The following is a 25,266-nucleotide window of genomic DNA, read 5'->3' on the forward strand; positions in this document are numbered from 1 at the left end:
GCTACCGTTTCGGTGCCGCTGAGGCGGAAGATGGGGACGTAAAGACCGGTTCGGTAGGGTTTCCCGAGGTCGAGTGGACGAATAAAGGCTGGTTAAAGCACTATGTCTTCCATGTCGGAAGTTGTCCCGTTGCCGTCGTTCGGTGAGGTGTTCTTTGACGAGCGTGGCCAGGAGCGGGTGCTCCGGGTCACCTGGCACGAAGGCACGCTGGTGCTGAGCCTGTGGCGCGGCGAGATGTGCACCGCGAGTTTCCGCATGCCCATGAGCGATGTGGGACGCCTGGTCGACACACTTGACGAGGGTTTCGTCGAAGCCGGTGGGCAGTACCCCGACGAGGTGGGCGAGCCCGTTCACGCCGAGCAGCCCTCCCAGGACGAGCCGCAGCCCTACGGCGAGTATCCCGGCACCGGTCAGTACGCCCGGCCCCGCCCGGAGGACTACGCCCAGGCGCAGCAGTACTCCGACCCGGCCGGTCACGTCCCCTCGCCGCTGGACGAACCCCGCCAGGCCGCCACCCTCGGTCCGAACGACGTGCTCGTCGCGCGAGGCGCGGTGCCGCCGCCCCCCCTCGACCGCCCCCAGGAGCGGATGCCCCAGGGGTACGGCTCCCCGGACGTCGTGCCGCGCGAGAACATGATCGTGAACGACTCCCTGCCCTACGGGCAGCCGCAGCCGGTCGAGCCGCTCGGCTCGGGCCCCGCCACCGGCGAGGCCGCCTACCAGCTGTCCGGCGACCGCTACCCGCCCGCGCCGCCCGCCCCGTACGGTGCCCAGCAGCCGGACCCCTACGGCGCCCCGCCCGCCCAGCCCGACCCGTACGGCGCCCCGCCCGCGCCGGACCCCTACGCCGCTCCGCCCGGCCGGCAGGCCGCCTACGGCGCCGCCCAGCCCGACCCCTACGGCGCCCAGCGGCCCGATCCGTACGGCGTTCCGCCCCAGTCCCCGTCCCAGCCCGCCCAGCCCGCCGATCCGTTCACGGCCCCGGCGGGCCGCAGGAAGCCGGCCACCTCGTTCACGCCGCGCCTCGACCAGTTCGCCGGACAGTTCGCCGAGTCCGCCCAGCGGCCGGAGCCCGACCCCTACGGGCAGGGACAGCAGAACTCGACCGACCCCTTCGGGTTCGCCGCCCAGCAGCAGGCCGCCTACGACGCCTCCCAGGGCGACTCCTACGGCGGCTACCCGGCCCCCGCGCAGCCCGATCCCTACGCCTACGGCGCCCAGCAGCACCAGGCCGGTCATCCCGCCGACCTGCGCGACCTGTACGGCGCGCCGCCCTCGTACGCCCAGCAGGACGTCGACCCGTCCGATCCTCTGGGCCTGCGAGGTCAGGCCGCGCCCGACCAGAGACTGCCCCGCCCCTACGTCCAGGATCAGCCACCGCACTCCACCGGTGAGAGGCTCCGCCCCGAGCAGCGCTACGACGAGCGGTACGACGATCACCGCCGAGACGAGCGCCAGTACGACGACAGGCGCCGCGAGGGCCGGCGCCGCAGCGACCGGGACGAGCAGCGCGACTGGTGACCTCTCCCCGGGACGCGGCCCCTGCTCGCACGGCCCCGCCGTGTCCCTCGTGAGGTCTGAGCCGTTCCGTCCACTCCGCCACGCCCTGTCGCGGAGCTCTTCGTCCGGACGGACGGTGTGTGGCGTCCGCCGGGGGCGCGACTCGCGCCGTATGGTGGTCTCGGCCCGCCGGGGAGGGCGGTTCGCGAGGCGTGCCGGGGCACGTAGGCTGCTTCGGTGGCCGCTCAGCGGCCGTGCGGTGGCTGCCCGGTGACCGCCGGGTGACCGACCGATCCCTACCTGACGGGGTGGCGTGGAAGAGTCGACGGTGCTGCAGATGCTGGCGGTGTCGGCCGTCGGGATCGCGGTGGCCGCGGTGGCCAGGCGCAGGGGATGGCCGGCGCCGCTGCTGCTCGTGCTCGCCGGTGTGGTGCTGTCGCCGTTCGTACCCGAGTACGACCTCGACCCCCAGCTGGTCCTGCTGGTCTTCCTGCCCCCGCTGCTCTACTCGGCGGCGATCGACAGCTCCTACCTGAGGCTGAAGGACCTGCGCAGGCCGATCGCGCTGCTCTCGGTCGGCCTGGTGCTGTTCACCACGCTGGTCGTCGGGTGGGTCACCCATCTGCTCCTGCCCCAGCTGCCGGTGGCCGCCGCGTTCGCGCTGGGCGCGATCGTGGCCCCGCCCGACGCGGTCGCCGCCGTCGCCGTGGCCCGCAGGCTCGGGCTGCCCCGCAAGGTGGTCACCATCCTGGTGGGGGAGAGCCTGTTCAACGACGCCACCGCGCTCACCGCCTACCGGGTGGCGATCGCGGCGGCGGTCGGGCACGGCATCACCTGGCAGGACGCCGCCCTGGACTTCGCGCGTTCCGCGGCGGGCGGCGTGGCGATGGGCCTCGCGCTCGCCTGGATCCTGACCTGGGTGCTGGTCCGGCTGCGTGACGCGCTCGTCGAGAACACCGTCATGCTGCTCATCCCGTTCGCCGTCTACCTCGCGGCCGAGATCCTGAACGTCTCCGGCGTGATCGTCGTGGTGATCGTCGGCCTCTACATCGGCCACCACATGCCCAGGGCGGGCTTCGGCACCCGGTTGCTCTCGGAAGCGGTCTGGCGGGTCTTCGGCTTCTTCCTGGAGACGATCGTCTTCGCGCTGATCGGCCTGCAGATGTGGCCGATCATGAGGGAGCTGGAGTGGGGCGACAGGTGGAGGCTCGCAGGGATGGCGCTCGCCGTCTTCGGCGCCGCGGTGGTCGCGAGGGTGGTCTGGGTCGTGCCCAGCATCTACCTGCCCCGGATGCTGTCCAAGAAGGTCCGGCAGGCCGAGACCCACGCGCCGACCTGGCAGAACGTGACGATCGTGAGCTGGGCGGGCATGCGCGGAGTGGTCTCCCTGGCCGCGGCCTTCGCCATACCCGCGACCTTTCCCGGCCGCGACCTGCTCCTGTTCCTCACCTTCTCGGTGGTGATCGGCACGCTCCTGGTCCAGGGCCTGACGTTCCCGGCGCTGATCCGCAGGTTGAAGGTCTCCAACGAGCGGGAGATCTACGCCGACAACCTGGCCGAGGCGGCCGCGCAGCAGGCGGCCGCCGCGGCCGCGCTGGCCCGGCTGGACGAACTGGTGGCCGAGGGCGTCGACGAACTCCACAGGGAGGTCGTCGACCAGCTGAGAACCCGCGCCGAGCGCCGTACCCTCACCGCCTGGGAGCGCCTGGGCGGCGGTACGGGACCCGAGGGGGAGGAGACGCCGAGCGGCGTCTACCGGCGGCTCCGCAGGGAGATGCTGATGGTCGAGCGCGAGGTGTTCGTCGGACTCCGCGACGAGCGGCGCATCGACGACGAGGTGCTCCGCAGGGTCCTCCACGAGATCGACTTCGAAGAGGCCACCCTGGAGCGTGACTAGCCGACCCCGGGCAGGTCGGCACCGGAGCGGATCGGGCCGCCACCACCGTGTTCCGCGGTCGGCGGCCCGGCCACCTCAGGGCCGTCGACCGGTGGCGGACTCCCTCCGGGCGGCGTAGCGCTCGGTGAGTTCCGAGCCGAGCCGGGCGAGTTCGGCACGGACGGGATCCGGTTCCTCGACCTCGACGGCGGCGCCCCAACCGGCGAGCTGCTGAGCGATCATCAGTGGCGTCGGGGCGCTGAGGCGGACACGGACACGCCCGTCGCCGGCGGGGCCCTCGACGACGCAGTGGCGCCCGAACTGGTCGCGCAGGACCGGCAGGTGGCGGGCGTCGGCGAGCACGGTCGCCGAGACGCGCGAGCGTCGCCTCTCCATCTCGTCGACGACCCGCTGCCACGCCTGTGACAGTTCGAAATCGTCGGGTCGCTGAGAGGGGAGGTCCGTCACGACCGCTTCGACGATCCGATCGACCCGGAAGGTTCGTTGCCCGTCGTCGGTTCCGGCCATGAGGTACCAGATGTCGTCCTTGTCGATCAAACCCCAGGGGGCGACGAGCCGTCGCCTCTGTTCACCGGCCCGGTTGGTGTAGGTGAGATCGACCTTGAGGTGGCGGACGGTGGCGTTCTGCAGGACTTCGACCGGTTGGGGACGCCGGCGTTCCCGCGCACCCCAGCCGGCCGGGTCGACCACGATGGCTCTCGCCGCGGCCTCGGCGTCGGCGCGGAACGTGCCGGGCAGGGCCCTCAGAAGCTTGCGCAGCGCGGATCTGGCCTCGGGGACGACGGACGTCGCCGGGCCGAGGAGCAGGAACAGGGCCTGGGCCTCGGTCGCCGACAGGCCGCTGAGGTCGGTGCGGGCGCCGCCGACGAGGGACCATCCGCCGCCGCGTCCTGGTTGGGGGTAGACCGGGACGCCGGCCGCCGACAGCGCCTCGAGGTCGCGGCGGGCGGTGGCCACGGATACCTCCAGCTCCTCGGCCAGTTCGGACGCGGTCACTCGGCCTCGGGCCTGCATGAGCAGGAGGACGGCGACAAGACGGTCGGCGCGCATGCTTCCGGTTCTCCAGAAAAGTGATCAGTTGGTGAGCACTTTAGAGCCGAAAATGGTCGGCACCACTGATCGAACGAAGGAAACACCCATGTTGCGAGGACCGGCCACCATCAACCTCTGGGCCGATGACATGGAGGCCGCCAAGAAGTGGTACGCCGACCTGCTGGACGTCGAACCGTACTTCGAGGCCCCCGGTGACGGGCAATCGGCCGCCTACTACGAGTTCCGGATCGGCGACCACCTGTCGGAACTCGGTCTCATCGACCGGCGGTACGCCCCGTCGGAGGCGGCCGCCACCCCGGGAGGCGCGGTCGTCCACTGGCACGTCGACGACGTGCGGGCCACGTTGGACCGGCTGCTGGCGATGGGGGCCACGCCGTACATGCCGATCACCGAGCGCGGCCCCGGTTTCGTCACCGCGTCCGTGGTCGATCCGTTCGGCAACGTGCTGGGGATCATGTACAACGAGCACTACCTGGAAATGCTGGACCGTTGACGCACGGCGTGACCGTCGCCGAGCCTTCGAAGTGGAGGGCTCGCTCGTGAGCCGGGACCGGAGGCCGCCGGACGGCCGCGAGGCGGTGTTCGTCCGGGCCGGGCCGTCATCCGCCGGTCCGGCCCGGTCGGTTGTGGGCGTGGGGCCGACGGGTCAGCCGATGATGTTGTCCACGTAGCACCAGCGCCAGTCCTCGCCCGGCTCGAACGAGGCCACGACCGGGTCGGAGGTCAGCAGGAAGTGGGCGCTGGCGTGCTTGTTGGGCGAGGAGTCGCAGCAGCCGATGTGCCCGCAGGACAGGCACTTGCGCAGGTGGACCCAGCGACTGCCCATCAACAGGCATTCCTCGCATCCCTGGGGTGTGCGCGGCGGCGGGTCCTGGGCTGTCAGGATGTGCTCACAGGTCGGCATGGTCTCCCCCTCGTTCGTATGGCTACTGATCGATCGTACGGCCAGCTCGGCGTCCCGGATTCGGGGCCTCCCCACGTCCCAGCTTCGTGGTCTTCCCGCGCCTGATTCCAGGGTCTTCCCGCCTCCCGCCTCCGCGAGCGGATCCGGCGGGTAACGAGGCGGTACGGCGGCGCCTGTCGCGGCGGCCCGTTGGGTAGGGTCGGGACATGCGACCCCTTCCGCGACGAATTCCCGTCCTCGCCGCCTCCGCGCTGGCCGCAGTCCTCGTCACCACCGGCTGCTCGGAGCTCCAGGAGGTGAGCCAGGGCATCGACAAGGCGCAGGAGTGCGTGCAGGCGACGGGCATCGTCACCGAGACCGTCTCCAAGGTCTCCGGGCTGCTCAACGACCCCGCCGCGATGGAGCAGGCGCTGAACGAGGGCGGCGCCAAGCTGGGCGACCTCGCCGACAAGGCGGCCAACACCTCGTTGAAGGAGGCCGCCGAGGGCGTCTCCAAGACCCTGGAGGGCATCAACGTCACCGACGCCAACAGCGCCGTCGACGCCGCCCAGAAGGTGGCCACCGACTCGGCACGCTGGGTCCAGCAGCTGACGGAAGCCTGCGGATAGTCCTCGCCGCCTGAGTGCGGAGATCACCCGCCGCCGGAGCCTTCGTCCCGGCGGCCGGGCGGGTGAGACCCGGAGGTGTCGGAGCGCACCTCCGGAAATCCCGGGTTCTCTAGGGGGAATGTCGCTGAAATAGCGTCGTTCCTATGAAGACCCAGGAAAGTTCATGAACTCTCCGGACAACGAGCCGGACCCCCGGTTCACCCTCGCCAACGAACGCACGTACCTGACCTGGTTGAGTACGTCGCTCGCGCTGAGCGCGGGCGGCGTGGCGATGGCCGCCGTCTCCGCCGACGTCTTCGTCCCGTGGATGCGCACCCTGCTCGCCGTGATCCTGGTGTCGCTCTCGGCCCTGGCGGCCGCGATGGCCTACCCTCGCTGGCGCCGCGTCCAGAACGCCCTGCGCAGCTCCGCCCCGCTCCCGCCGCCGGCCCTCGCGCCCCTGTTCGGATACGGTGTGGCGGCGGTCGCCGTGCTCGCCCTCGTCCTCATCCTGCTGTCCAGGTGATCCCGCGGTGAACAGGCTCTGGGACGAAGGGCTGCAGAACGAACGGACCCGTCTCGCCTGGGTCCGCACCACCGCGGTGCTGGCCGTCACCAGCCTGGCCGGCGCGGGCGTCGCCCTGCGCGAGGGAACGCCCGTCCTCGCCGTCGTCCCCTTCGTCCCCGCGGTGTTCTGCGCCGTCCTGCTGCTGACCCACACGGGCGTCCGCTACCGGCGCACCCAGGAGGCCCTGCACGGGGGCCACCCCCTCGACAACCGGGCCGACGCCCTCATCGTCTGGATCGGCACCCTCGCCGCCGTGGCCGGGGCCGTCGTCTTCGTGCTGGGAAGGTTCGGAAGGTAGAGGGCGGGGGAGCGGCTCGAAGGGGTGGAAAGGGTGACGTCCGGGGCCTGGGGCCCCAGGCCCCGGACGTCAGGAGAGTTGTCCCTTCCCCTGGAAACTCTCCTGGGTCAGTACCAGTTGCTCGACCGGAAGTGACCCCACGCGCCGCACGGTGACCCGTAGCGGCTCTTGATGTATCGCAGACCCCAGTGGATCTGCGTGGCCGGGTTGTGGCGCCAGTCCTTGCCACTGCCGGCCATCTTGCCCGCGGGCAGCGCCTGCGGGATGCCGTACGCGCCCGACGAGCGGTTGTACGCGCGGTGGTTCCAGTTGCTCTCCCTGGTCCAGAGACTGTCCAGGCAGCGGAACTGGCTGTGCGGCCACGCTCGGCGGGACACCAGACGATAGGCGATCGTCTTGTTCCTGCCCTTGGCGGTTCTCGCGACCGCTTTCACCCTCGGCTTCACCTGGGTGGCCCAGGTGAGCCTGTGCACCGTCCTCATCGTCCCTTTCCTGGACGTCTCGGAGGTGCTTTCAGCCTTCCCCGTCGCCGATGGGCCGACCATCGTCGATGCTGCCAGAACGGTCGCGACGGTGTTGCGCAGAACGCGGTAGCTGTTCACGTGGATCCTTGTCCTCGGGCCGCGTGCGGAAGGCGAGGGAGTGACACGGAGTGTCCTGCCTCGTCCGACGATCCGGCGTCCGTGGCTCGGACGGGGACGTCCGCGCGGTCTCTCCGGCCTGTTTCCGGCATGAGACGCCGCGGCGATCTCTCTAGGCGGCTTTCTATTACGTGAGAGAGCGCCGAACGGTGGATAGGGACACGCGAAGGGGAGGTGTTTGCCCGATCTTCGTGATTTACGGGTGGTTCGAGGAAGGGCCGGTTACGACCGGTGAATCACCCATGCCGGGAGACGGGGTGAAAATCACCCTGCCATGGGGTTTCAGGGCACCGCTTCCTGATCAGTACCAGCCCCGCGCCAGGGAGTGGTTCCAGGCCTGGCACGGTGAGCCGTAGCGCTGCTTGATGTAGCCGAGTCCCCACTTGATCTGCGTCCTGGGGTTGGTGCGCCAGTCGCGCCCCGCGGTGGCCATCTTGCCCGCGGGCAGCGCCTGCGGGATGCCGTACGCACCCGAGGAGCGGTTGAGTGCGCGGTGGTTCCAGTTGCTCTCCTTGCTCCAGAGCTTGCGAAGGCAGTTGAACTGGGTCTTGTTCCAGCCGTGCGCGGACACCAGCGGCTTGGCGACGGCCTGGTTGCCCGCTCGTGCCGAGGACGCCTGAGCGACCGTGGTGGTGCCGAGGGCGAGCACGGAGGTGATCACCAGCACACCGGTACGGCGTAGCGTCGACATGGGACTCCCTTGTGCGTTGAGTACGGGGGAACGGCCGACACGATGCCTCGCCGTTCGGCGGCGGGCCAGTCGACAGCGCCTGTCAGGAGTCCTGTCAAAGATCGGTAAGAGAATGATCAAAGCCTTGGTGAGGGGGGCATCGTCTCACCTGTGGCCTCAGTCACATTTCACTTTATGGACGGCATAACTCCCAAATGTGACAGGGAGATTAGGCTGCGACTCATGGGAATCCGTGATATCGCCATCGACACTCTCGCCGACACGCCCACCACTCTGGCCGAGCTGGCCGGAGACAGGGCCGTTCTCGTGGTGAACGTCGCCTCCAGGTGTGGCCTCACCCCTCAGTACGCCGGTCTCGTCGACCTGCAGCGGACCTACGGCGAGCGGGGCTTCACCGTCGTCGGAGTGCCGTGCAACCAGTTCTACGGCCAGGAGCCGGGCACCGCCGAGGAGATCCAGGAGTTCTGCTCCACCACCTACGGCGTCGACTTCCCGCTGCTGGCCAAGACCGAGGTCAACGGTGACGGCAGGCACCCCCTCTACGACGTGCTGACCGCCACCCCCGACGCCGAGGGCAAGGCCGGTGACGTCGAGTGGAACTTCGAGAAGTTTCTCGTCGGGCGGGACGGGGAGGTGCTGGCGAGGTTCCGGCCCAAGGTCCAGCCCGACGACCCCGCCGTCATCGCGGCGATCGAGAAGTCCCTCTAGCCGCGCAGCTGCCCCTCACGATCAGCTCGGTGGGCAGCAGCACACCCCGCGGCCTCCTGGTGCCGCCGCGCAGCACCAGCTCGGCGGCGCGGTAGCCGATGTCCCTGGCGGGCTGGGCGATCACCGTCAGCGGCGGTGAGCACAGCTCCGCCCAGGGCACGTCGTCGAACATGATCAGAGACAGGTCCCTGGGGATGCGCAGGTCCAGCTCCCGCGCCGCCAGCACGGCCGCCTCGCCCAGCAGGTTGCCCCCGGCCAGCACGGCGGTCAGGTCCGGCCGGTGCTGGAAGAGCCCGGCCGCGGCGGCGTACGCGGAGTCGCGGCTGCCCCGGGCGACGACGATGAGGTCCTCGTCGACGAGAGGGCCCAGCGCCTGCCTGAAGGCCGACAGGCGCTGCTGCTGTCCCGGGCCGCCCAGATAGGCGATGCGCCGGTGCCCCAGCCCCGTCAGGTAGTCGACCGCGGTCCCGACTCCCGCGCGGTCGTCGGCCACCACCGCGGGGATGTCGTCACGCCCGGCCGAGAGCCGGTGTGCGAACACCGTGATCACCCCGGCCCGCAGGGTCGGCGCCCAGCCGTCGCCGTCGCCGGAGGGGATCGCGATCACCCGGTCCACCCCCTGCTCCAGCAGCATGCCGATCAGCTCGGCCTCGCGCTCCGGGTCGTCCCCGGTCGTGCCCACGATCACCGGCTCGCCGGCCGAGCGCGCGCAGGCGAGCACGCCGTCGGCCACCCGGCCGTAGAAGGTGTCGGTGATGTCGGGCAGCAGCAGCCCGATGCCGCCCGAGCGCCGCTGGCGCAGGTTGCGTCCGAGCGCGCTGGGCCGGTAGTCGAGCTGGGCGGCGACGGTCAGCACCCGCTCCCTGGTCTCCGGGCTGGCCGACCCGCCCGACAGCACCCGCGACACCGTGGCGACCCCCACGCCGGCCGCCCCGGCCACATCCTTGATCGTCGTACGACGCATGTTCATGGAAACGATTCCATCATGTTTTCCGTGTTCGTTCCAGTGCGGAGCGAGAACGACTGTCGTGCTGACAGGCCAGAACCGGGCAAACCCTTGACAGGGTTATCCGTTTCCGGTGAGATGCATGAAAACGTATCCAATATCGGGTGAACGCGGGGTTGGCCCGAGGCGACAAGGACATCCATGGCATCCATCGTTCTCAGCAAAGTCGACAAGATCTACGCGGGCGGCGTCAAAGCAGTGAACGGCCTTGATCTTGAGATCAAGGACGGGGAGTTCATGGTGCTGGTGGGGCCGTCCGGATGTGGCAAGTCCACCGCCCTGCGGATGATCGCCGGCCTTGAGGACATCAGCGGCGGCGAGATCGCGATCGGCGACCGGGTGGTCAACCACCTGCCCCCGAAGGACCGTGACATCGCCATGGTCTTCCAGAACTACGCGCTCTACCCGCACATGACCGTCGAGGAGAACCTCGCCTTCGGTCTGAAGCTCCGCAAGATGCCCAAGGCGGAGATCTCCAAGCGCGTCGGCGAGGCCGCCAAGATGCTCGGCCTCGACCAGTACCTCAAGCGCAAGCCCGCCGCCCTCTCCGGTGGTCAGCGTCAGCGTGTCGCCATGGGCCGCGCCATCGTGCGCGAGCCGCAGGCCTTCCTCATGGACGAGCCGCTGTCCAACCTGGACGCCAAGCTCCGCGTCTCCATGCGGGCCTCCCTCAACACCCTGCACGAGCGCCTGGGCGTGACGACCGTCTATGTCACCCACGACCAGGTCGAGGCGATGACCCTCGGCGACCGCGTCTGCGTGCTGCGCGACGGCCTGCTCCAGCAGGTCGACACCCCGCAGAACCTCTTCGACAAGCCGGTCAACCTGTTCGTCGCGGGCTTCATGGGCTCGCCGTCGATGAACTTCGTCAACGCCGAGCTGGTGCGCGGCGACGGCGGCCTCGCCGTCGCGTTCGCGGGCTTCAGGCTGCCGGTGCCGAACGAGACCGTCGCCGAGAAGCGCGCCCTGGAGCAGTACGTCGGCAAGAAGATCATCCTGGGCATCCGCCCCTCCGACTTCGACGACTCGGTCGCCGCCAACGCCTCCTCCTCCGGGTGGGTGCGCCTGCCGGTCCGCGCCGAGGTCACCGAGGAGCTGGGCTCCGAGATCAACGTGCTCTTCCTCATCGACGCCCCGCCGGTCCAGCACCAGGACACCGTGGCCGCCGCCGCCGACGACGGCGACGAGGACTCGGCGCTGCCGCTGGTGGGCGACAAGTCGCTGTGGACCGCCCGCGTCAACTCCCGCAGCCACGTCCGTCCCGGCCAGAACATCGAGCTGATCGTCGACACCCACAACCTGCACTTCTTCGACCCGGTCTCGGGTCTGGCGATCGGCCACGAGGCCGGCGTCCGCGTCTGATCCACCGAACGGGCCGCTGTGAAGGAAGGCCCGTCCACGACCATCACCGCAGGCCGGAAGGGCCCGCGCCACGACCCCTCCCGTGGCGCGGGCCCTTCCGTCGTGCCGGGGCTCGCTACCGGTGGCGGCCGAAGCCGCGCGAGAGCCTGTCGACCAGGGAGACGGGGAGCACCCTGCCGAGGCCGGCGATGACCTTGTAGCGCGGGTCGGGGACGCTCACCCACACGCCGCGGGCCAGATCACGCATGGCGTCGCGGACGACGTTGTCCGCCGACAGCCAGAGGAACCCGGGGATCCCCGACTTGTCGATCGCGGCACGCTCGTGGAACTCGGTGTGCACGAACCCCGGGCACAGCGCCATGACCCGCACGCGACTCCCGGTCAGCTCGGCGGCCGTGGACTGGCTGAAGCCGACCACCCACGCCTTGGACGCGCTGTAGGAACCCCGCACGAAGAACGCCGCCACCGACGCGACATTGATCACCGCGCCCCGGTCGCGCTCCCTCATCCCCGGCAGCGCCGCCAGCGTGAGCCGCAACACCGCCTCGCAGTGCAGCTTGAGCATCTTGCGCTCCTCCTCCACGGGCACGTCGAGAAAGTGCCCCTGGTGGCCGAAGCCCGCGTTGTTGACCAGCAGATCGACCCCCTCGTGAAGCCGCCGCTCCACCGCCTCCAGCCCTTCTTCGGTCACCAGGTCGGCGGCGAGCACCTCACTGCTCACCCCGTACCGCAGGCGTAGCTCCTCGGCGGTGGAGACGAGACGTTTCTCGTCGCGGGCGACCAGGACGAGCGAGAATCCGTCGGCGGCGAGGCGGCGGGCGAAGGCGGCACCGATGCCGGCCGTCGCCCCCGTGATCAGTGCGGTTGGCATACCTGCAGTCTAGGGACGGGTGCGGGCGACCCCGACGAGGCGACCGGCGCGGACGGAGAGTTCTTTTTGCGTTATGTGCCCCCTGGCCGCTCCCTGTCCTCGCGGGGGGAACCTCAACGGCTGGACGATCGCCGAATGGGTAGGTGACCGCAGCCCCGATGCCACCCAGCGACTGCTGAACCGCGCCAGATGGGACACCGCAGGCGCGATGAGCGCCGTCCGTCACTTCGCCGTCGCCCGCCTGGACGCCGCCGCCCGCCCCGCAAGTCTGACCGTCGGGGTGCTGGACGAGTCCGGCCAGGAGAAGAAGGGCGCTGCGACGGCGGGCGTCAAGCGGCAGCACATGGGCTGCGCGGGCGGCATCGACAACGGCATCAACACCGTGCACCTGCTGGACCAAGCCCAGGTCCGCCTGTATGAGGCGATCTTGCGTCACACCGTGCTCGTCATGGCCGCCCTGGCCATCTGCGCGGTCAGCGCGGCCGATGCCCCGGCGCCGCACCGACACCCAGGCCCCGCCGCCCACCAGGCCCGACCAGCGGCCATCCACCGAGCCCGGCATGATCCCGCTGACGGTCGCCGAGATCAAGCGCCTGTTCAACGTCGCTACCACCCGCACATCGTCGCTGGAACACGCCGCCCACTGGGTCAGCCTGGCGACGGCGGCACCAAGCACGCGCCCGCTGGTTCCACCGCCGTGCCCGTCTGGCCACGGCATACTCGCAGCTCAGCTAACAAATGGCGGCTGCCGTACTAGTGGCGCGTCACGCAACCTTGGTGGGGTAACTGGTCCATGAGCGGATCGGGGAACTGGCCGCGAAGCTGACCTTGGGCCGGGCGTGCCGGTTGTGCCAGCGGATGTAGGCGGCGATGGCGGCGTTCTGCTCGGGGTGGCTGCGGTGGTCGGTGCCGTTGAGGGCGAAGTAGCGCAGTGCGGCGAATTCGGACTCGATCCAGTTCAGCCAGGAGGCGTAGGTCGGCAGGAACACCAGCTCGACGTCGTTGGCGGCGGCCCAGGCTTTGACCTGGGGATGCTTGTGCGGCGAGTAGTTGTCCACGATCAGGTAGAGGGTGCCGCCGGGCCAGCGGGTGCGCAGGGACTTGATAAACGACAGGAACTCGCGCCATCGTTTGCGTTCACGGATCCGGTAGTGGATTTTCCCGGTGGCCAGGTCCAGGGCGCCGAGCAGGTGCATGACCCCGCTGTAGCGGTTGTAGGTGGCCCGCAGGCGGCGGGGGTTCTTACCCGGCCGCCAGGCCTTGCCCTTGGCGGGGCTGCAGGTTCAAGGGGCCGAACTCATCCACGCACACCACCCGTCCGCCCTGTGGTGGGGCGTCGTACAGGGCCAGGATGCGCTGCATCTTGGTGACGAAGTCGGTGTCGTTGCTGCTCTTCCACGTCGTGGTGCTCTGCCATGACACCTTGCCGGCCTTGAGGATCCGCGCCAGGTGCTGGCGGCTGATCGAGGTCACCAGCCGCAGCTCGACCAGGTGGGCGGCGAGCTTGGACAGGCTCCAGGTGGAAAAGCCGGTCAGGCCCCACTCGGCGGGGGTCGTCCGGGCGATCAGGCAGATGCGCTCGCGCACCCACTCACTGATCCTGCGTGGACGACCCCCGCTCCATTTTGGGTCCAGAGCCTCAAACCCCCGCTCGTTGAACGCGTGCACCACCTGGCGCACGTAGTCGTCACTGACCTGCATCAACGACGTGATCGCCGAAGCCGACTGTCCTTGTGCGGACATCAGCACCACGATCGCCCGCCGCAGTTTCACCGGATCCTTGGCCGATCGGGTGATCCTTTGCAGGCGCCGTCCTTCCTCCATCGTCAGCGCACGGACGAACACCTCGGGTTTACGTGCCATGACCACCTCCCAGAACTACTCCGGGACCAGGCTGGCCTGCTCACCCGCCGAGATCAAATAGCCCAGCAAGGTTCAGTGACGCGCCACTAGCGATATAGGCGTTCGGGGGAGATATGTATAACTCGACAGATTACGTACCGTGACGTAACGTCCGAATGTCGCGAAAGTCCGCAAGGCAAATGGAGAATGCATGAAGTATGAATGGGTGCAAAATGAGGCGTACGGTCAGGGCGTGTACACGTCGGCGGCGGCCAGGCTCCGCGCGCGCGGGGGAATCACGCCCGGCCAGAACATTGCAACGTTCCATTTCACCCGACGCGAAAAAAACCCGCACCTGTGTTCGCCGGATTTATTCCCCGACCTGGTGCTCCCCGCGACCAGCACGGGTGCTGGGGTGATGGTGGAGTACGGCATTTACGGGAAGAAGGCCAGAGTCAACAACAGTCACTCAGAGTATCAGTTCTTTCATTTCGACGAGAGGCTCGCCGAACTCAAGAAGACCGAAGACTGGCCCAGGATATACGTTCTCGACTGGGTCTTCACCGAACGTCCGGCGTGTGGTGGAGCCTGGGCGGGCGCGAAACGTGTCCAGGCCGGGTGCGCCACCCTCATCGGACACTACGATGAGTACCAGCGAGAGCGCCGGTGGGATAGTGACGGTGGCGGCGACGAGCCTTTCGGCGAGTCCGCGGAGCATGAGATCACCGTCTACAGCATGTTCGGAAAGGACACCGCCACCGCCGACATCCGTACCGCTCTCGCTGAATACAAGAGAACACGAAAGTAATCGCGTCGCCCGAGCACGGAGTGACCTCGGCGGCCGCGCTGGCACTGGAGCCCCGGACCAAGTCGATCTTCCATGATGACTCGTTCGGATACCGGCCCGGACGCGGGCGCTGGATGCGCTGGATGTGCGCCAGCGGCTGGCCGCGCCGATCCTTACCACCGAGGGCAGACTCTCGGAACGAGAACGGGGAACCCCACAGGGGCACCTTCGGCGTACTCCACGTGCGCTCGATGACGTCGGCAGGTCCGCGCCTCTCTATAAACGACGTTGGCCCGAAAAAGATTGTATGCCCCCTGACCGCTTTCCGCCCTCGCGGGGGTTGAGGAGGGACAGTGGTGTGGGGTCTCACCTTGCGGTCAGGGGGCTTTGCCCCCGGTAGGGCACGGTCAGGGGGACTGACCAGGGAAGAATCGCGCCCTACCGGGGGAGTCTCAGGGGGTGCGCCACGAGTCCCGGTGCCGTGGTCGCCACCCGTCGCGTCAGCCCTTCACGAAGAAGACGGCGACGATGATGAAGTCGGTAACCTTCCCGATCGCTTCAGTGATCGTGTTTTCCGTCATGGTCGGCATCTCTCCGCGATGGGCTCGGCGGCCAGCTCGCACCACACGGTCCTTCCCTGGTCGTGGGTGTGGCTTCCCCAGTTGCCCTGCGACAGCCCGTCAACGATCACCAAGCCACGCCCGGACTCGGCGTCGGTGTTCTCCCCATCTGCGTAGGGCGCTTCACAACGTGGGATCTCGTGCGCGGACCCGCGATCGCTCACCTCCACCCGCAGGACCGGACCTTCGCTGAACAAGGCGAGTCTGATCACCGCTCCGATTCCACCTCGATCCGAATACTTGAAAGCATTGGTTACGAGTTCGGAGACGACTAATGCGACGTCGTCTTTTATTGGGTGGTCGTGGCCGATAATGTCTCGTGCCGCTTCCCTGGCCAAACCTGCAGAGGCGGGAGTGCTTTCCAGGATGATTTCTCCTAGGAGCATCCTCCTTTGATGGATATGTCCGGCATTCATCGGTTTCACCTCGCTCGCTAAGAGTTTCCGCTGGTGGCACGCGATCTTCGCCGACCTGTGTGGCAGGGCCTCGATTCAAGGCCATGTTTTCTGTCGGGCAGTTCCCAGAGTGCCTGTAACGAGCTATCTTTTGTGTGGAACCGTTAAGACACCTTCGGACAGATCAGTACTGACCTCGGTGTTACGTGTGTGATCATTGTGCGAACCCGCCGTCACGGAGTCGTTATGCCCGCACCTAAAGAGCTAGATCCACATGCTGGACCTTTGGCCCTATTTGGCTATGAACTACGTAAATATCGGGAATCTTTCGGCTGGTCTCAGGATCAGTTGGCGGACAGAATTCGATTCAGTACGAGCATGGTCGGGCAGGTGGAACGAGCGGTCAGAAAGCCGCCGCGCGTCTTCGTGGAGCGGTGCGAGACGGCACTCGGGCTCAGCGGTGAACTGCTCACACATTGGCCGATCCTCACAAGGGAAACGTCTCCGCGATGGTTCCGCAGCTGGCTGGAGGTCGAGGCGGAGGCAGAGGTCATCCGCACGTGGGAGCCCCTCGTGCTGCCGGGGCTTCTACAGACCGAGGAGTACGCGCGGGCAGTGATCCGGGGCAAACCGGGAGCCACGGACGACCACGTAGCCAAGGCTCTCGATATCCGGATGGGCAGGAAGAAGCTCTTCCAACGCACCAGCCAGCCGATGTACTGGGTCGTGATCGACGAGAGCGTACTGAGGCGGCCCATCGGTGGCCCCGAGGTGATGCGTCGGCAGCTCGCGCACCTGTTGGAAGCGATAGAGTCCCCACGCATCAGCATCCAGGTCGTTCCTTTCGACCTGGGTTCCACCACGGGCCTCTCTGGCGGGTTCGCCGTGGCCCAGATCAGGGGAGCTCCGGATACGGCCTACCTCGAATCACCCGGAGTCGGGCATGTAACCGATCGCTCCGAAGAGGTCGAGGAGATTATCCTGAGATATGAGGCGATTCGAGGGGATGCGCACTCGCAACACGCCTCGACACAGCTCATACGAGAGGTGATGGTGAAGGTATGGACGACCTGACCGCTGAGCTAGAGAACGCCGCCTGGCGGAAGGCCAGAAAATCCAGCTCGAATGACGGCAACTGCATCGAAGTCGCCCCGCTGTCCGGTGGCCGGGTAGGCATACGGGACACCGAAGCACCCGAAAAGGCCCCCTTCGTAGTGAGCGCCGGCGTCTGGGACGCCTTCGTGGACGGCACCAAGAAGGGCGAATTTGATTTTTAGTCTTCTCTCAAGCTGAAAAGGACCTCCGGCTCCATTGCCGGAGGTCTTCTTGTGTGCGGCGCGCTCATGGTCGGCACCTCTCCGAGACGGGGTCGGCGGCACACTACCTGTTGTGCGTTCCTCTTCGTTGATCTCCGTGACCGTTCTCCTGCCGGTGGTCTTGGTCGCCCTCGTCGTGCTGGGTGCGTCGGTGGCCTGGCTCGGCCGGCTCGGACATGGACGAGCGGTCCTTTCCGCCTGCCTGCGGGCGGCCGCCCAACTCGGCGCGGTCTCTGTGCTGATCGCCTGGGTGATCGCCTCCTTCGCGGCCACGGCGGGGTTCGTCCTGCTCATGTACGGTGTGGCCGCCTTCACCGCGGGCCGGCGCATCACGCGCGGCCGGAAGGCATGGTGGGCGGCGGTGCCGATCGCGGCGGGCGCCGCGCCGGTGCTGGCGATGCTGGCCGTGAGCGGGACGGTTTCCCCGAACGGGATCGTCGTGATCCCGATCGCGGGGATCCTGCTGGGTGGCTGCCTGACCGCTACCTCTCTGGCCGGACGGCGGGCCGTTGAGGAGTTGGTCCAGCGACGGGGAGAAGTGGAGGCGGCTCTGGCGTTGGGCTTCCTGCCCAGGGAGGCGGCGCTGGAGATCTGTCGCCCAGCGGCGGCCCAGGCTCTGGTCCCCGCGCTGGACCAGACCCGGACGGTAGGGCTCGTCACCCTGCCTGGCGCCTTCGTCGGGATGCTGCTCGGCGGGGCGAGCCCGACCGAGGCCGGAGTCGTACAACTCGTCGTCCTGGTGGCTCTGCTGGCCGCCGAGGCGGTCGCGATCGTGGTGACGACCGAGATGGTCGCGCGTGGGTGCTTCACGTGAACCGTCTGGCCTGGCGCGTCCCAGTTCGGCGGGGGTGGGGAGATGCTTCACGCTCAGCTTTCGGCCAAGGCGGCAAAAGCGATCTGGACCGGTTGAAGAGACCGTCGCGCCGGCGAGCCGGTCGAAGTTCAAAGATCAAGCCGCGCACCTGGCGTAGCCGGTCGGCGATATGCGTCACCGAGACGGCGAGGGAGGGCTCGTGACGGCGCCGCATGCCGGGCGGGCGGCCGGGTTCCGAACACACTGGCGGCGAGCTTCTGCAGCAGGCTGTAGGCCAGGATCGGCAGGAGGACCTGCGGACGGTGCGCGAACCAGCTTGCGGCCAGGACCGCCGCCGCGCTGGTGTTGTTCATGCCGGTGGCGAAGGTGAGCGAGATGCCGTCCGGAGTGTCGCATCGGGTCCATCGGGACATCCACCTGCCGACGAGGAAGGACAGGCAGCAGACCGCGCCGGCCATGCCGGCGGCCAGGACCAGGAAGTCGGGGTCGGGGTGTGACAGCGCCTGCCCGAGCGCGCCGGAGGCGTTGATGTAGCACAGCAGCAGGATGTTCACGATGTTGACCAGCTTGATGACCGGGGTGCCGCGTGCTGCTCGCCGCTCCCCGAGCATGGCCCGCACGACGACTCCGGCCAGGCACGGCAGCACGATCAAGGCCAGGGCGAACGCGCCGGCGCCCGCCGTCGCGGCCAGCCCGTCGAGCCGCGCCGTGTCATCAAGGCTGCCTGTGCCCGCCGGGCCGACCAGGGCGGCGGACACGGCCAGCCCCAGCGGAACCGTGACAGGACTGAGCAGCGTCGAACCCACGACCATGGCGACCACCAATGCGACGTTGCCACCCGCGTGCTGCCCCCAGGACGCAGCTCCGCCTGCGATCGGCATCGCCAGCACCAGCAGCAATCCGACCGCGAGGCACTCCGCCTCCGCGGCGTCGGGCCAGGCCCGCAGGCATATCGCAGCGACCGGCAACAGCACCACCGGCAGGAGCGCGTTCACCGCCACGCCCGAGGCCGGCCGCAGGGGCCTGCCCGCCACAGCGCACAGATCACGCACCCGCACCCCAAGACCCGCGGTCGACAACATCACAGCCAGCAAAACCATGGGCACCGTGACCGAACCACCCGATCCAAGCACCATCGCCCGCAAAGCCTCGCCCGGCCTTGGCACGACCGCAGCCAGCAGATAACAGACGATCATCAATGCGAGCAGCCGCTGCTGCGCCATGCCCACTACCCGCTTAATCATCCAAGTGACCTATCGATTACTTTCGGTAATTTTGCTGAGTGAAAAGGAATTCGACGCGCCCGTTTTCCCGAGGCAGCCCAGCCAGGCGCGCGCTCGTGGTGGCGGAGGACTTTGTCGCGACGCCGGACAGGCCGACCTCGGCACGCTCCTGTGCCGGCCAGGTCAAAGAGCTTTCCCGTGGCTTCCGTTGCGTCGCCGCGAAGCGACGCTCCGCCCGGCATCGCCAAGCGACGACAAGCCGTGGCGAGACGCCCGAAGCTGCGGCGACGACCGCAGGCGCAGGGCCGAACGCTCAGGAACGAGCCGGGCACCCCGGCACAGCGAGTCTTGGGGTGTCCGGCGCTCGGCTCAGCCGTCCTTGGGCTCAGTCGTCCTCGGGCTCGGAGGCGTCGCCCTTGCCCTCTTGTTTGTGCTGGTCACCCGCCTGGTCCTGCTTGCCCTCCTACCCCTTGTCGTCCTGGCCGTCCTCGGCCTTTTCGCCGGCTGTGTCGTCCTGGCCGTCCTCGGCCTCTGCCTTCCGGCCCTGCTCGTCCTCCGTGGTGCCCTCGTCGGGCTCCGCGCTCTCCGCGGGCGTGGCGGCCTCGTTGTCGGGGGTCTGCTCGGAGGGGGCAGTGGAGGACTGGGAGGAGGGAGCGGGGCTCTGGTCGAGGGAGGAGGCGTACGCGGCGACTCCGCCGCCCGCCACGAGGACGGCCACTGTGGCGAGCCCGGGGATGATCACAGACCTGCGCATTGAAATATCTCCGATGCATTGACGTTGTACTGATGCCCTCAGCCTGCGGAAACGTGGGATAGCGGCAGGTTCGGCCAACGATAACGCGAGGTTAATACTGGCCCGAAACATGAATGCGCACGCTGCCGCGCGCACAGAGGTAAGCGCCGCGCCAACCGAGTGCTGAGCGGGCGCTGTCATGTGCCGGGACGTGCCAGGCCTCGGGACGGACAGGCTCTGGCCGGGCTGTTGCTCCACCTGCCGGTCGACGGTCACCCGCTGGATCGAGCGGGCCCTCCAGCCAGGCCATGACCAGGGCGATGACGCTTCGCCGCCCTTTCATGTCTCCCACGCTGGGAACAGACCGGCAAGCGCCCACTCAGCGACGGGTTAGCGGGACATTTACCTTCCTTCTGCCACCCTGGAAGGGTGACAGCGCAGGGCATGCCGCTGCGGCGGCGGGTGCTGGCGGTGATCATCAGCGTGACCGCCGTGGCCGTCGCGCTCTTCCTGGCGCCTCTGGCGATCGCGGTGAACATCCTCTACCACGCCCAGACGGTGGCTGCCCTGCAACGCGACGCCTCCTGGGTCGCCGCCGCCGTCCCCGACGAACCGCGGGCGCCGTTGAAGCTGCCGACGGGCCTGCCGGGCGACTTGGCCGTCGGCGGCTATACCCTGGCCGGTGCCCGCCTGTTCGGCAACGGCCCTGCCTACTCCCGCCTGGCCACCTCCAGCAAGGACGGCCGTGTCCACGACACGGTGGAGGGCGGCTTCCTGGCCGTGTCCACTCCCGTCCCCTCCGACGAGGGCCCCGCGCTGATCATCCGGGTGGCGACGCCGAACACGCAGGTCGAGCAGCGCATCCACCAGGCGTGGCTGCTCATGGGCGGGCTGGCGACGATCGTGGTCGCGCTGGCCGCGGGCGCGGCCGTACGCCAGTCGGCCCGGCTCGCCGCCCCCCTGGAGCGGCTGACCGCCGCAGCGCAGGCACTCGGCGGCGGCGATTTCAGCGTTCGCGCCGCACCCTCCGGGCTACGCGAGGCCGACCAGGCCGCACAAGCGCTGGAGTCGACGGCGCGCCGCCTCGGTGACGTGCTCGCCCGCGAGCGGGCCTTCAGCGCCGACGTCTCCCACCAGTTGCGCACCGGGCTGACCGGCCTGCTGCTCGGCCTGGAATCGGCGCTGTCCCGGCCTGGCGCGGATCTGGCCCCGGCGGTTCAGGCGGCACTGACCAGGGGGGAGAGGCTGCAGGAAATCCTCGACGATCTCGTACGGCTCAGCCGCGACAGCGGCGCACCCGCCGAGCGCCTCGACGTGGACGCGCTCATGGAGGAGATCCGGCAAGAATGGCACGGTCCGCTGGCCCGCCAAGGCCGCCGCCTGGCCATCACCGTGGAACCCGCACTACCGCCGGTGGCCGCCCAGGCCGCCGCCGTCCGGCAGATCCTGCGTGTCCTGCTCGACAACGCCCTGCGCCACGGCCAGGGAGAGGTCGCCGTCACCGTCTCCGACGTGGGCCCCGGCATGGCCGTCGAGGTGAGCGATCATGGGCTCGGTGTGGCTCACGAGAGCGACCCGTTCATCAGGTCCAGCGGACACAGCCACGGCATCGGCCTGGCCCTGGCTCGGTCACTGGCCGAAGCGGAAGGCGGCAGGCTGGTACTCAGCCGTGCCAGGCCCCCGCTGTTCAGTCTGCTGCTCCCCGGACACGACACCTAGCGGCGGGACATGGGCGGCCGGGGGGCGGGTCACGGCTCGTAGCGGTAGCCGCGCCCCCGCACCGTAACGATCCTCTCCATCGGTTCGCCGTGCTCGGCCAGCTTGCGGCGCAGCGCGAACACGTGCACATCCAGCGTCTTGGTGGGGCCGAACCAGTGCTCGTCCCACACCTCGTCCATCAGCTGCTCACGCGTCACCACCTCGCCCGCCCGGCTGACCAGCGCCGCCAGCAGGTCGAATTCCTTGGGCCGCAACACCACCTCGGCCTGCCCGACATAGGCGCGCCGCGCGGGCAGATCGAGGCGCAACCGCCCAGCGGTCAGTATGCGCTCTCCCGGTACCGGGCCGCGCCGCCGCAGGTGTGCGCGGATCCTGGCCATCAGCTCCGTCAGCCGGAACGGCTTGGTCAGATAGTCATCAGCCCCGGCGTCCAGCGCCACCACGACCTCGAACTCCTGCGTACGGGCCGTCAACACGACGATCACCGTGTCCGGCACCCTCATGCGCAACCGCCTGCACAGAGTCACCCCATCCACATCAGGCAGCCCCAGATCCAGCAGCACAAGATCTGGCTGATGCCGCTCGGCCGCCTGCACCGCCTCGGCCCCGTCCGTAGCCGACTCCGCCTCATAACCCTGGGCGGCCAGCGCCTCGACCAGCTCGGACCGGATGACCAGATCGTCCTCCACGACCAGCACACATGCCATGCGGCCGATGTTACGAGTTGCGCTGCCAAGGCGAGAAAAACCGTCAGTGGTCAGCCCGGTCGTCCTGACCAGGCTTCCCTTCGGAGACACCGATCGAGGAAGAGCCGGCCGGATGTTCGGACACGATCGGGGATCCCGCACCGGCCACAACGAGTGCCTTCCCGTGCCGTACCCGAACTGAGGATCGTCGTCGCTCATGATCCACAAAGCGAGCGAATCGCGACACCACATCCACTCCTGAGGCAGCGCGTCCCGATAGGTCAGCCGGGGCACTCCTTGGCGCGCAGGAGCAGGATCGACCCCTCGATTCTCAGAAGTGACGATACGGCCGTGTGGATGGCCCAACTCGCCACCCCGCAGGCCCAGCCGTCCTGGAGCGAGGAATCCATACTTCTGCTGGATGTCGGTACCGGCTCGCGGGCCGACACCGCACCGGATCCCGCGGGCGGATGGACGGTGTACCAGCATGGGCCGATCAAGCTGTGGGACGAGGTCGAAGAGGCCCTCCTCACCTGGCAGAAGGCTGGATCTCCGCATCAGTCCGGGTTCGGGCTCACCGTCACGAGGGAACGCCAGCGCGTCTGGCTCGGTGACCCCGCAGGGCCGAGCTGGAACCTTCCGGCGTAGCCGATCCCCCGTGGGTCAGGGGAGGCACTTCATGCCGGTGATGCCGTTGGAGATTTCCGCGTCCGACCGGGACTTCACCGAGATCGCGTTGATGTCCCCGGTGTACGCGACCTCGCCCGCGCGCTCGCACAGCTGCCGTGCGGCGGTGGTGTCGTCGTCGCCGAGCGTGGTCTCCACCACGACCAGGGTGCACTGGCCCACGACGGTGACCGAGGTGACGTCAGGGCTGTTCAGGTGGTTCTTGACCGTGTCCGCGGCCTGGTCGCAGGTGGCGCCGGAGGGTTCGGGCGCCTGTGTCGCCGCGCCGGTCGGCGGAGCCGGATCGTCCGCATCGCCACCGCCGCAGCTGGACAGGAGCAGCGCGCAGCCCAGCATCGTCGCCGTCAGAAGCGACTTCGTTCTTCCTGTCAACACATTGACGCCGTTCTGAAAGGTTGATGGCCGTCGAGGTTCGGTCGGTGTGGCTTCACGGTGCCCGCAGTGCCGTGACGAGCCAGATGCCGGCCGGGATCCGGTATCCGCCGGGTCGTTCGCGGAACCGCTCAAGCAGTCTGGCCGTCGCCGCGCGCGCGGCCGCCTGTTTTTCGGCGGAGGTGGCCCGGTAGGCGGCGCCGGCGGGGCCGATCTCGATGAGCCACTTGGCCACCGGTTCGGGTTCGTCGGGTGTGGACATCACCACATCGTGTGGCGTGAGATCGATCTCCGTGAAACCGGCGGCGGCGAGAATCCGGGTGGCGCGGGCCGGTTCGGCGAAGGAGAACGGGCCCGGCTCGTTGCCTATCGGCAGCGGCGGTAGCGAGCCCACGTGCGGTGCGGTGCCGAGTACCGCGAGCGTCAGCCACGGGTTGGCGCCGCCGTCGCGGAATACGGTCGCGGCCAACCGGCCGCCGGGGCGCAGTGCCCGCCGGATCGTGGTGCAGCCGGCCACCGGGTCTGCCAGCAGCATCAACGTCATACGGGAGAAAACCGCGTCGAACGGTGCTCCCGGGATGTGTGCAACGGTCTCGATGTCGGCGGTCACGAAGTTCAGGCCCGGATGCCGATCTGCGGGAAAGCGCGCGGAGGCGGCGCTCACCATCGACTCCGCGAGGTCCACGCCGACGGCCGTGCCCGCCGGGCCGACGGCGAGCGCCATCTCGGCGGTGGTGCCGCCGCACCCGCACCCGATGTCAAGGACACTCTCCCCGGGGCGGGGCGCGAGCCGGTCCATCGCCACGGCGCCGAGCGGTTTGCCGTACTCGTCCTGACGTCGCGCATGGCGGACCCATCCCGGCGCGGCCTGTCTCCAGAACGCGACGTTGCGGGCGCGTAGCGTGCCGACATCGCTCATCGGAACGGCATTTCGGTGCCGTCGACCGTCATGGACCTGAATCCGGCGCTCTTGCCGGCGTCGAACCCTTCCGCCTGAGCGGCCAGCCCCGCCGCCCGCATCAGCCGCTCTGACTGAAAGCGTCGGAACGCCGCCTCGTCCTGCCAGACGTTGATGATCCGCCAGCCGCCCTCGACCGGCCCCGCCACGTGGGCGAGCAGGCCCGGCGGGCGGTCCGGGCCGAGATGCTGCTCGACCAGGCGATATTCCGACTCGCTGACACCGGGCATCTCCTGGAGCACGCCGAACGGCATATGATCACATCCTTTGAATAAAGTTCAACTCTATCCAATAGAGCACTACAGTGAGGCGATGGTTGTCAAGAGGCGGTACGAGTCGAAGCGGCGGCAGGAGCAGGCACGCCAGACCAGGCGCGCGATCCTGGACGCGGCCGGTCGGCTGTTCGTTCGATCGGGCTACGCAGCCACCACGCTGGCCGCCGTCGCCGCCGAGGCGGGCGTCGCGGTTCAGACCGTCTACGCCGTGTTCGGCAGCAAACGGCAACTGCTGTCGCAGCTCGTCGATGTGTCCATCGCCGGCGACGACGAGCCCGTGGACATGCCCAGCCGGTCCTTCGTCGTCGAGATCCAGGCGTTGACCGACCCGCGTGCCAAGCTGGCCCGCTATGCCCGGCACCTTTCCGAGGTCCACGCCCGGCACGCCGCCATAATGATCATCCTGGCCGGTGCGGCCACCGCCGACTCCGACGCCGCCGAGATCTGGCGCAAGAACGTCGAGGAACGCCGCCGCGGCATGACCATGTTCGCCGCCGAGCTGGTCGAGACCGGTGCCGTGCGCGCAGGCCACGACACCGACAGCGTCGCCGACGTGCTCTGGCTCGCCATGGACTTCCGTAACTACGACTGGCTGGTCCGCGAACGCGGCTGGCCGGTGCAACGCTTCGAACGCTGGTACGTCGACACGGTCGCCGGCGCGGTGTTCGACTGAGTCCTGTCGTCCGGCCCCGCAGCCGGCTGTCCGCCGGATGCCATCTCACTGAGCGAGCGCGCGGGGTGAAGCCTCCGGCC

At 68.7% G+C, this 25,266-nt stretch carries 30 protein-coding genes and 1 pseudogene; 16 read left to right on the forward strand and 15 right to left on the reverse strand.

Annotated elements, in window-relative coordinates:
• Positions 1 to 111: 111 nt before the first annotated feature.
• Together ABT352_RS22325 and ABT352_RS22330 are read left to right on the forward strand one after the other, a co-directional pair.
• A complete protein-coding gene (locus tag ABT352_RS22325; protein ID WP_350946807.1) occupies positions 112 to 1,521 on the forward strand; it encodes a hypothetical protein in 1,410 nt (469 codons plus the stop codon).
• A gap of 292 nt (positions 1,522 to 1,813) precedes the next feature.
• Positions 1,814 to 3,397 (forward strand): Na+/H+ antiporter, encoded by a 1,584-nt coding sequence (locus tag ABT352_RS22330; protein ID WP_350946808.1) that lies wholly within the window; start codon positions 1,814 to 1,816, stop codon positions 3,395 to 3,397.
• Positions 3,398 to 3,472: 75 nt separating this feature from the next.
• Here ABT352_RS22330 and ABT352_RS22335 read toward each other — a convergent pair whose 3' ends face one another.
• On the reverse strand, positions 3,473 to 4,447 hold the full coding sequence (locus ABT352_RS22335; RefSeq protein WP_350946809.1) for a helix-turn-helix transcriptional regulator: 975 nt from the start codon (positions 4,445 to 4,447) through the stop codon (positions 3,473 to 3,475).
• An 88-nt stretch (positions 4,448 to 4,535) separates the two neighbouring features.
• Between ABT352_RS22335 and ABT352_RS22340 the strand changes: the two genes are divergently transcribed.
• The gene (locus ABT352_RS22340; protein ID WP_350946810.1) at positions 4,536 to 4,943 is read left to right on the forward strand and encodes a VOC family protein; all 408 of its coding nucleotides are present in this window, start codon (positions 4,536 to 4,538) and stop codon (positions 4,941 to 4,943) included.
• Between the two features lie 153 nt (positions 4,944 to 5,096).
• Here the strand turns inward: ABT352_RS22340 and ABT352_RS22345 are convergent, their stop codons facing one another.
• Entirely contained in the window at positions 5,097 to 5,429 is a 333-nt protein-coding gene (locus ABT352_RS22345) for a ubiquitin carboxyl-terminal hydrolase 14 (RefSeq protein ID WP_350946811.1), read from the reverse strand.
• Positions 5,430 to 5,560: 131 nt separating this feature from the next.
• On the opposite strand from ABT352_RS22345, the gene ABT352_RS22350 reads away from it, so the two are divergent.
• The 3 genes from ABT352_RS22350 (at position 5,561) to ABT352_RS22360 (ending at position 6,807) form a co-directional block, all read left to right on the forward strand.
• On the forward strand, positions 5,561 to 5,962 hold the full coding sequence (locus ABT352_RS22350; protein ID WP_350946812.1) for a DUF8711 family protein: 402 nt from the start codon (positions 5,561 to 5,563) through the stop codon (positions 5,960 to 5,962).
• Positions 5,963 to 6,125: 163 nt separating this feature from the next.
• Positions 6,126 to 6,467 carry a YidH family protein gene (locus ABT352_RS22355; protein ID WP_350946813.1) on the forward strand — a complete coding sequence of 114 codons (342 nt, stop codon included), beginning with the start codon at positions 6,126 to 6,128 and terminating at the stop codon, positions 6,465 to 6,467.
• 7 nt (positions 6,468 to 6,474) lie between these two features.
• Positions 6,475 to 6,807, forward strand: a complete 333-nt coding sequence (locus ABT352_RS22360; protein WP_350946814.1) for a DUF202 domain-containing protein — start codon at positions 6,475 to 6,477, stop codon at positions 6,805 to 6,807.
• Between the two features lie 107 nt (positions 6,808 to 6,914).
• Here the strand turns inward: ABT352_RS22360 and ABT352_RS22365 are convergent, their stop codons facing one another.
• Both ABT352_RS22365 and ABT352_RS22370 read right to left on the reverse strand, forming a co-directional pair.
• The gene (locus ABT352_RS22365; RefSeq protein WP_350946815.1) at positions 6,915 to 7,289 is read right to left on the reverse strand and encodes an aggregation-promoting factor C-terminal-like domain-containing protein; all 375 of its coding nucleotides are present in this window, start codon (positions 7,287 to 7,289) and stop codon (positions 6,915 to 6,917) included.
• Between the two features lie 460 nt (positions 7,290 to 7,749).
• Positions 7,750 to 8,139, reverse strand: a complete 390-nt coding sequence (locus ABT352_RS22370; protein WP_350946816.1) for an aggregation-promoting factor C-terminal-like domain-containing protein — start codon at positions 8,137 to 8,139, stop codon at positions 7,750 to 7,752.
• A gap of 222 nt (positions 8,140 to 8,361) precedes the next feature.
• Between ABT352_RS22370 and ABT352_RS22375 the strand changes: the two genes are divergently transcribed.
• On the forward strand, positions 8,362 to 8,847 hold the full coding sequence (locus ABT352_RS22375) for a glutathione peroxidase (protein WP_350946817.1): 486 nt from the start codon (positions 8,362 to 8,364) through the stop codon (positions 8,845 to 8,847).
• Here the strand turns inward: ABT352_RS22375 and ABT352_RS22380 are convergent.
• Entirely contained in the window at positions 8,819 to 9,817 is a 999-nt protein-coding gene (locus ABT352_RS22380) for a LacI family DNA-binding transcriptional regulator (protein ID WP_350946818.1), read from the reverse strand. The genes ABT352_RS22375 and ABT352_RS22380 overlap by 29 nt on opposite strands.
• Positions 9,818 to 9,994: 177 nt before the next feature.
• On the opposite strand from ABT352_RS22380, the gene ABT352_RS22385 reads away from it, so the two are divergent.
• Positions 9,995 to 11,215, forward strand: a complete 1,221-nt coding sequence (locus tag ABT352_RS22385; protein WP_350946819.1) for an ABC transporter ATP-binding protein — start codon at positions 9,995 to 9,997, stop codon at positions 11,213 to 11,215.
• 115 nt (positions 11,216 to 11,330) lie between these two features.
• Here ABT352_RS22385 and ABT352_RS22390 read toward each other — a convergent pair whose 3' ends face one another.
• The gene (locus tag ABT352_RS22390) at positions 11,331 to 12,086 is read right to left on the reverse strand and encodes an SDR family NAD(P)-dependent oxidoreductase (RefSeq protein ID WP_350946820.1); all 756 of its coding nucleotides are present in this window, start codon (positions 12,084 to 12,086) and stop codon (positions 11,331 to 11,333) included.
• A 115-nt stretch (positions 12,087 to 12,201) separates the two neighbouring features.
• Between ABT352_RS22390 and ABT352_RS22395 the strand changes: the two are divergent.
• Positions 12,202 to 12,821, forward strand: a pseudogene (locus tag ABT352_RS22395) (transposase); the annotation flags it as partial.
• Positions 12,822 to 12,850: 29 nt separating this feature from the next.
• Here the strand turns inward: ABT352_RS22395 and ABT352_RS22400 are convergent.
• On the reverse strand, positions 12,851 to 13,315 hold the full coding sequence (locus ABT352_RS22400) for a transposase (protein WP_350946857.1): 465 nt from the start codon (positions 13,313 to 13,315) through the stop codon (positions 12,851 to 12,853).
• A gap of 13 nt (positions 13,316 to 13,328) precedes the next feature.
• The gene (locus tag ABT352_RS22405) at positions 13,329 to 13,949 is read right to left on the reverse strand and encodes an IS630 family transposase (RefSeq protein ID WP_350946822.1); all 621 of its coding nucleotides are present in this window, start codon (positions 13,947 to 13,949) and stop codon (positions 13,329 to 13,331) included.
• 190 nt (positions 13,950 to 14,139) lie between these two features.
• Between ABT352_RS22405 and ABT352_RS22410 the strand changes: the two genes are divergently transcribed.
• Entirely contained in the window at positions 14,140 to 14,736 is a 597-nt protein-coding gene (locus ABT352_RS22410) for a hypothetical protein (RefSeq protein ID WP_350946823.1), read from the forward strand.
• Positions 14,737 to 15,292: 556 nt separating this feature from the next.
• Here ABT352_RS22410 and ABT352_RS22415 read toward each other — a convergent pair.
• Positions 15,293 to 15,751, reverse strand: coding sequence for an ATP-binding protein (locus ABT352_RS22415; protein ID WP_350946824.1), 459 nt, complete (start codon positions 15,749 to 15,751; stop codon positions 15,293 to 15,295).
• Positions 15,752 to 15,976: 225 nt separating this feature from the next.
• Here ABT352_RS22415 and ABT352_RS22420 point away from each other — a divergent pair, with 225 nt between their 5' ends.
• The 3 genes from ABT352_RS22420 (at position 15,977) to ABT352_RS22430 (ending at position 17,860) form a co-directional block, all read left to right on the forward strand.
• The gene (locus ABT352_RS22420; protein WP_350946825.1) at positions 15,977 to 16,804 is read left to right on the forward strand and encodes a helix-turn-helix domain-containing protein; all 828 of its coding nucleotides are present in this window, start codon (positions 15,977 to 15,979) and stop codon (positions 16,802 to 16,804) included.
• Positions 16,792 to 17,007, forward strand: a complete 216-nt coding sequence (locus ABT352_RS22425) for a DUF397 domain-containing protein (protein WP_350946826.1) — start codon at positions 16,792 to 16,794, stop codon at positions 17,005 to 17,007. The genes ABT352_RS22420 and ABT352_RS22425 overlap by 13 nt, the downstream gene beginning before the upstream one ends.
• Positions 17,008 to 17,143: 136 nt before the next feature.
• Complete coding sequence (locus ABT352_RS22430) at positions 17,144 to 17,860, forward strand: ABC transporter permease (protein ID WP_350946827.1); 717 nt, start codon at positions 17,144 to 17,146, stop codon at positions 17,858 to 17,860.
• Positions 17,861 to 17,988: 128 nt separating this feature from the next.
• Here the strand turns inward: ABT352_RS22430 and ABT352_RS22435 are convergent, their stop codons facing one another.
• Both ABT352_RS22435 and ABT352_RS22440 read right to left on the reverse strand, forming a co-directional pair.
• Entirely contained in the window at positions 17,989 to 19,083 is a 1,095-nt protein-coding gene (locus ABT352_RS22435) for a bile acid:sodium symporter family protein (RefSeq protein WP_350946828.1), read from the reverse strand.
• A gap of 463 nt (positions 19,084 to 19,546) precedes the next feature.
• Positions 19,547 to 19,837 (reverse strand): hypothetical protein, encoded by a 291-nt coding sequence (locus ABT352_RS22440; RefSeq protein ID WP_350946829.1) that lies wholly within the window; start codon positions 19,835 to 19,837, stop codon positions 19,547 to 19,549.
• A 408-nt stretch (positions 19,838 to 20,245) separates the two neighbouring features.
• Here ABT352_RS22440 and ABT352_RS22445 point away from each other — a divergent pair, with 408 nt between their 5' ends.
• Positions 20,246 to 21,535, forward strand: a complete 1,290-nt coding sequence (locus tag ABT352_RS22445; RefSeq protein ID WP_350946830.1) for a sensor histidine kinase — start codon at positions 20,246 to 20,248, stop codon at positions 21,533 to 21,535.
• A gap of 29 nt (positions 21,536 to 21,564) precedes the next feature.
• Here ABT352_RS22445 and ABT352_RS22450 read toward each other — a convergent pair whose 3' ends face one another.
• The gene (locus tag ABT352_RS22450; RefSeq protein ID WP_350946831.1) at positions 21,565 to 22,242 is read right to left on the reverse strand and encodes a response regulator transcription factor; all 678 of its coding nucleotides are present in this window, start codon (positions 22,240 to 22,242) and stop codon (positions 21,565 to 21,567) included.
• Positions 22,243 to 22,572: 330 nt separating this feature from the next.
• On the opposite strand from ABT352_RS22450, the gene ABT352_RS22455 reads away from it, so the two are divergent.
• The gene (locus ABT352_RS22455) at positions 22,573 to 22,869 is read left to right on the forward strand and encodes a methyltransferase domain-containing protein (RefSeq protein ID WP_350946832.1); all 297 of its coding nucleotides are present in this window, start codon (positions 22,573 to 22,575) and stop codon (positions 22,867 to 22,869) included.
• A 15-nt stretch (positions 22,870 to 22,884) separates the two neighbouring features.
• Here ABT352_RS22455 and ABT352_RS22460 read toward each other — a convergent pair whose 3' ends face one another.
• The 3 genes from ABT352_RS22460 to ABT352_RS22470 are packed head-to-tail and all read right to left on the reverse strand — an operon-like array spanning position 22,885 to position 24,492.
• Positions 22,885 to 23,280 carry a hypothetical protein gene (locus tag ABT352_RS22460; RefSeq protein ID WP_350946833.1) on the reverse strand — a complete coding sequence of 132 codons (396 nt, stop codon included), beginning with the start codon at positions 23,278 to 23,280 and terminating at the stop codon, positions 22,885 to 22,887.
• 55 nt (positions 23,281 to 23,335) lie between these two features.
• Complete coding sequence (locus ABT352_RS22465) at positions 23,336 to 24,199, reverse strand: methyltransferase domain-containing protein (RefSeq protein ID WP_350946834.1); 864 nt, start codon at positions 24,197 to 24,199, stop codon at positions 23,336 to 23,338.
• On the reverse strand, positions 24,196 to 24,492 hold the full coding sequence (locus ABT352_RS22470) for a hypothetical protein (protein ID WP_350946835.1): 297 nt from the start codon (positions 24,490 to 24,492) through the stop codon (positions 24,196 to 24,198). Before ABT352_RS22470 ends, ABT352_RS22465 begins: the two co-directional genes overlap by 4 nt.
• A gap of 58 nt (positions 24,493 to 24,550) precedes the next feature.
• Here ABT352_RS22470 and ABT352_RS22475 point away from each other — a divergent pair, with 58 nt between their 5' ends.
• Positions 24,551 to 25,186 carry a TetR/AcrR family transcriptional regulator gene (locus tag ABT352_RS22475; protein WP_350946836.1) on the forward strand — a complete coding sequence of 212 codons (636 nt, stop codon included), beginning with the start codon at positions 24,551 to 24,553 and terminating at the stop codon, positions 25,184 to 25,186.
• The last annotated feature ends 80 nt before the right edge of the window (positions 25,187 to 25,266 follow it).

This window comes from Streptosporangium sp. NPDC000563 (assembly GCF_040299985.1).
Classification (GTDB): domain Bacteria; phylum Actinomycetota; class Actinomycetes; order Streptosporangiales; family Streptosporangiaceae; genus Streptosporangium.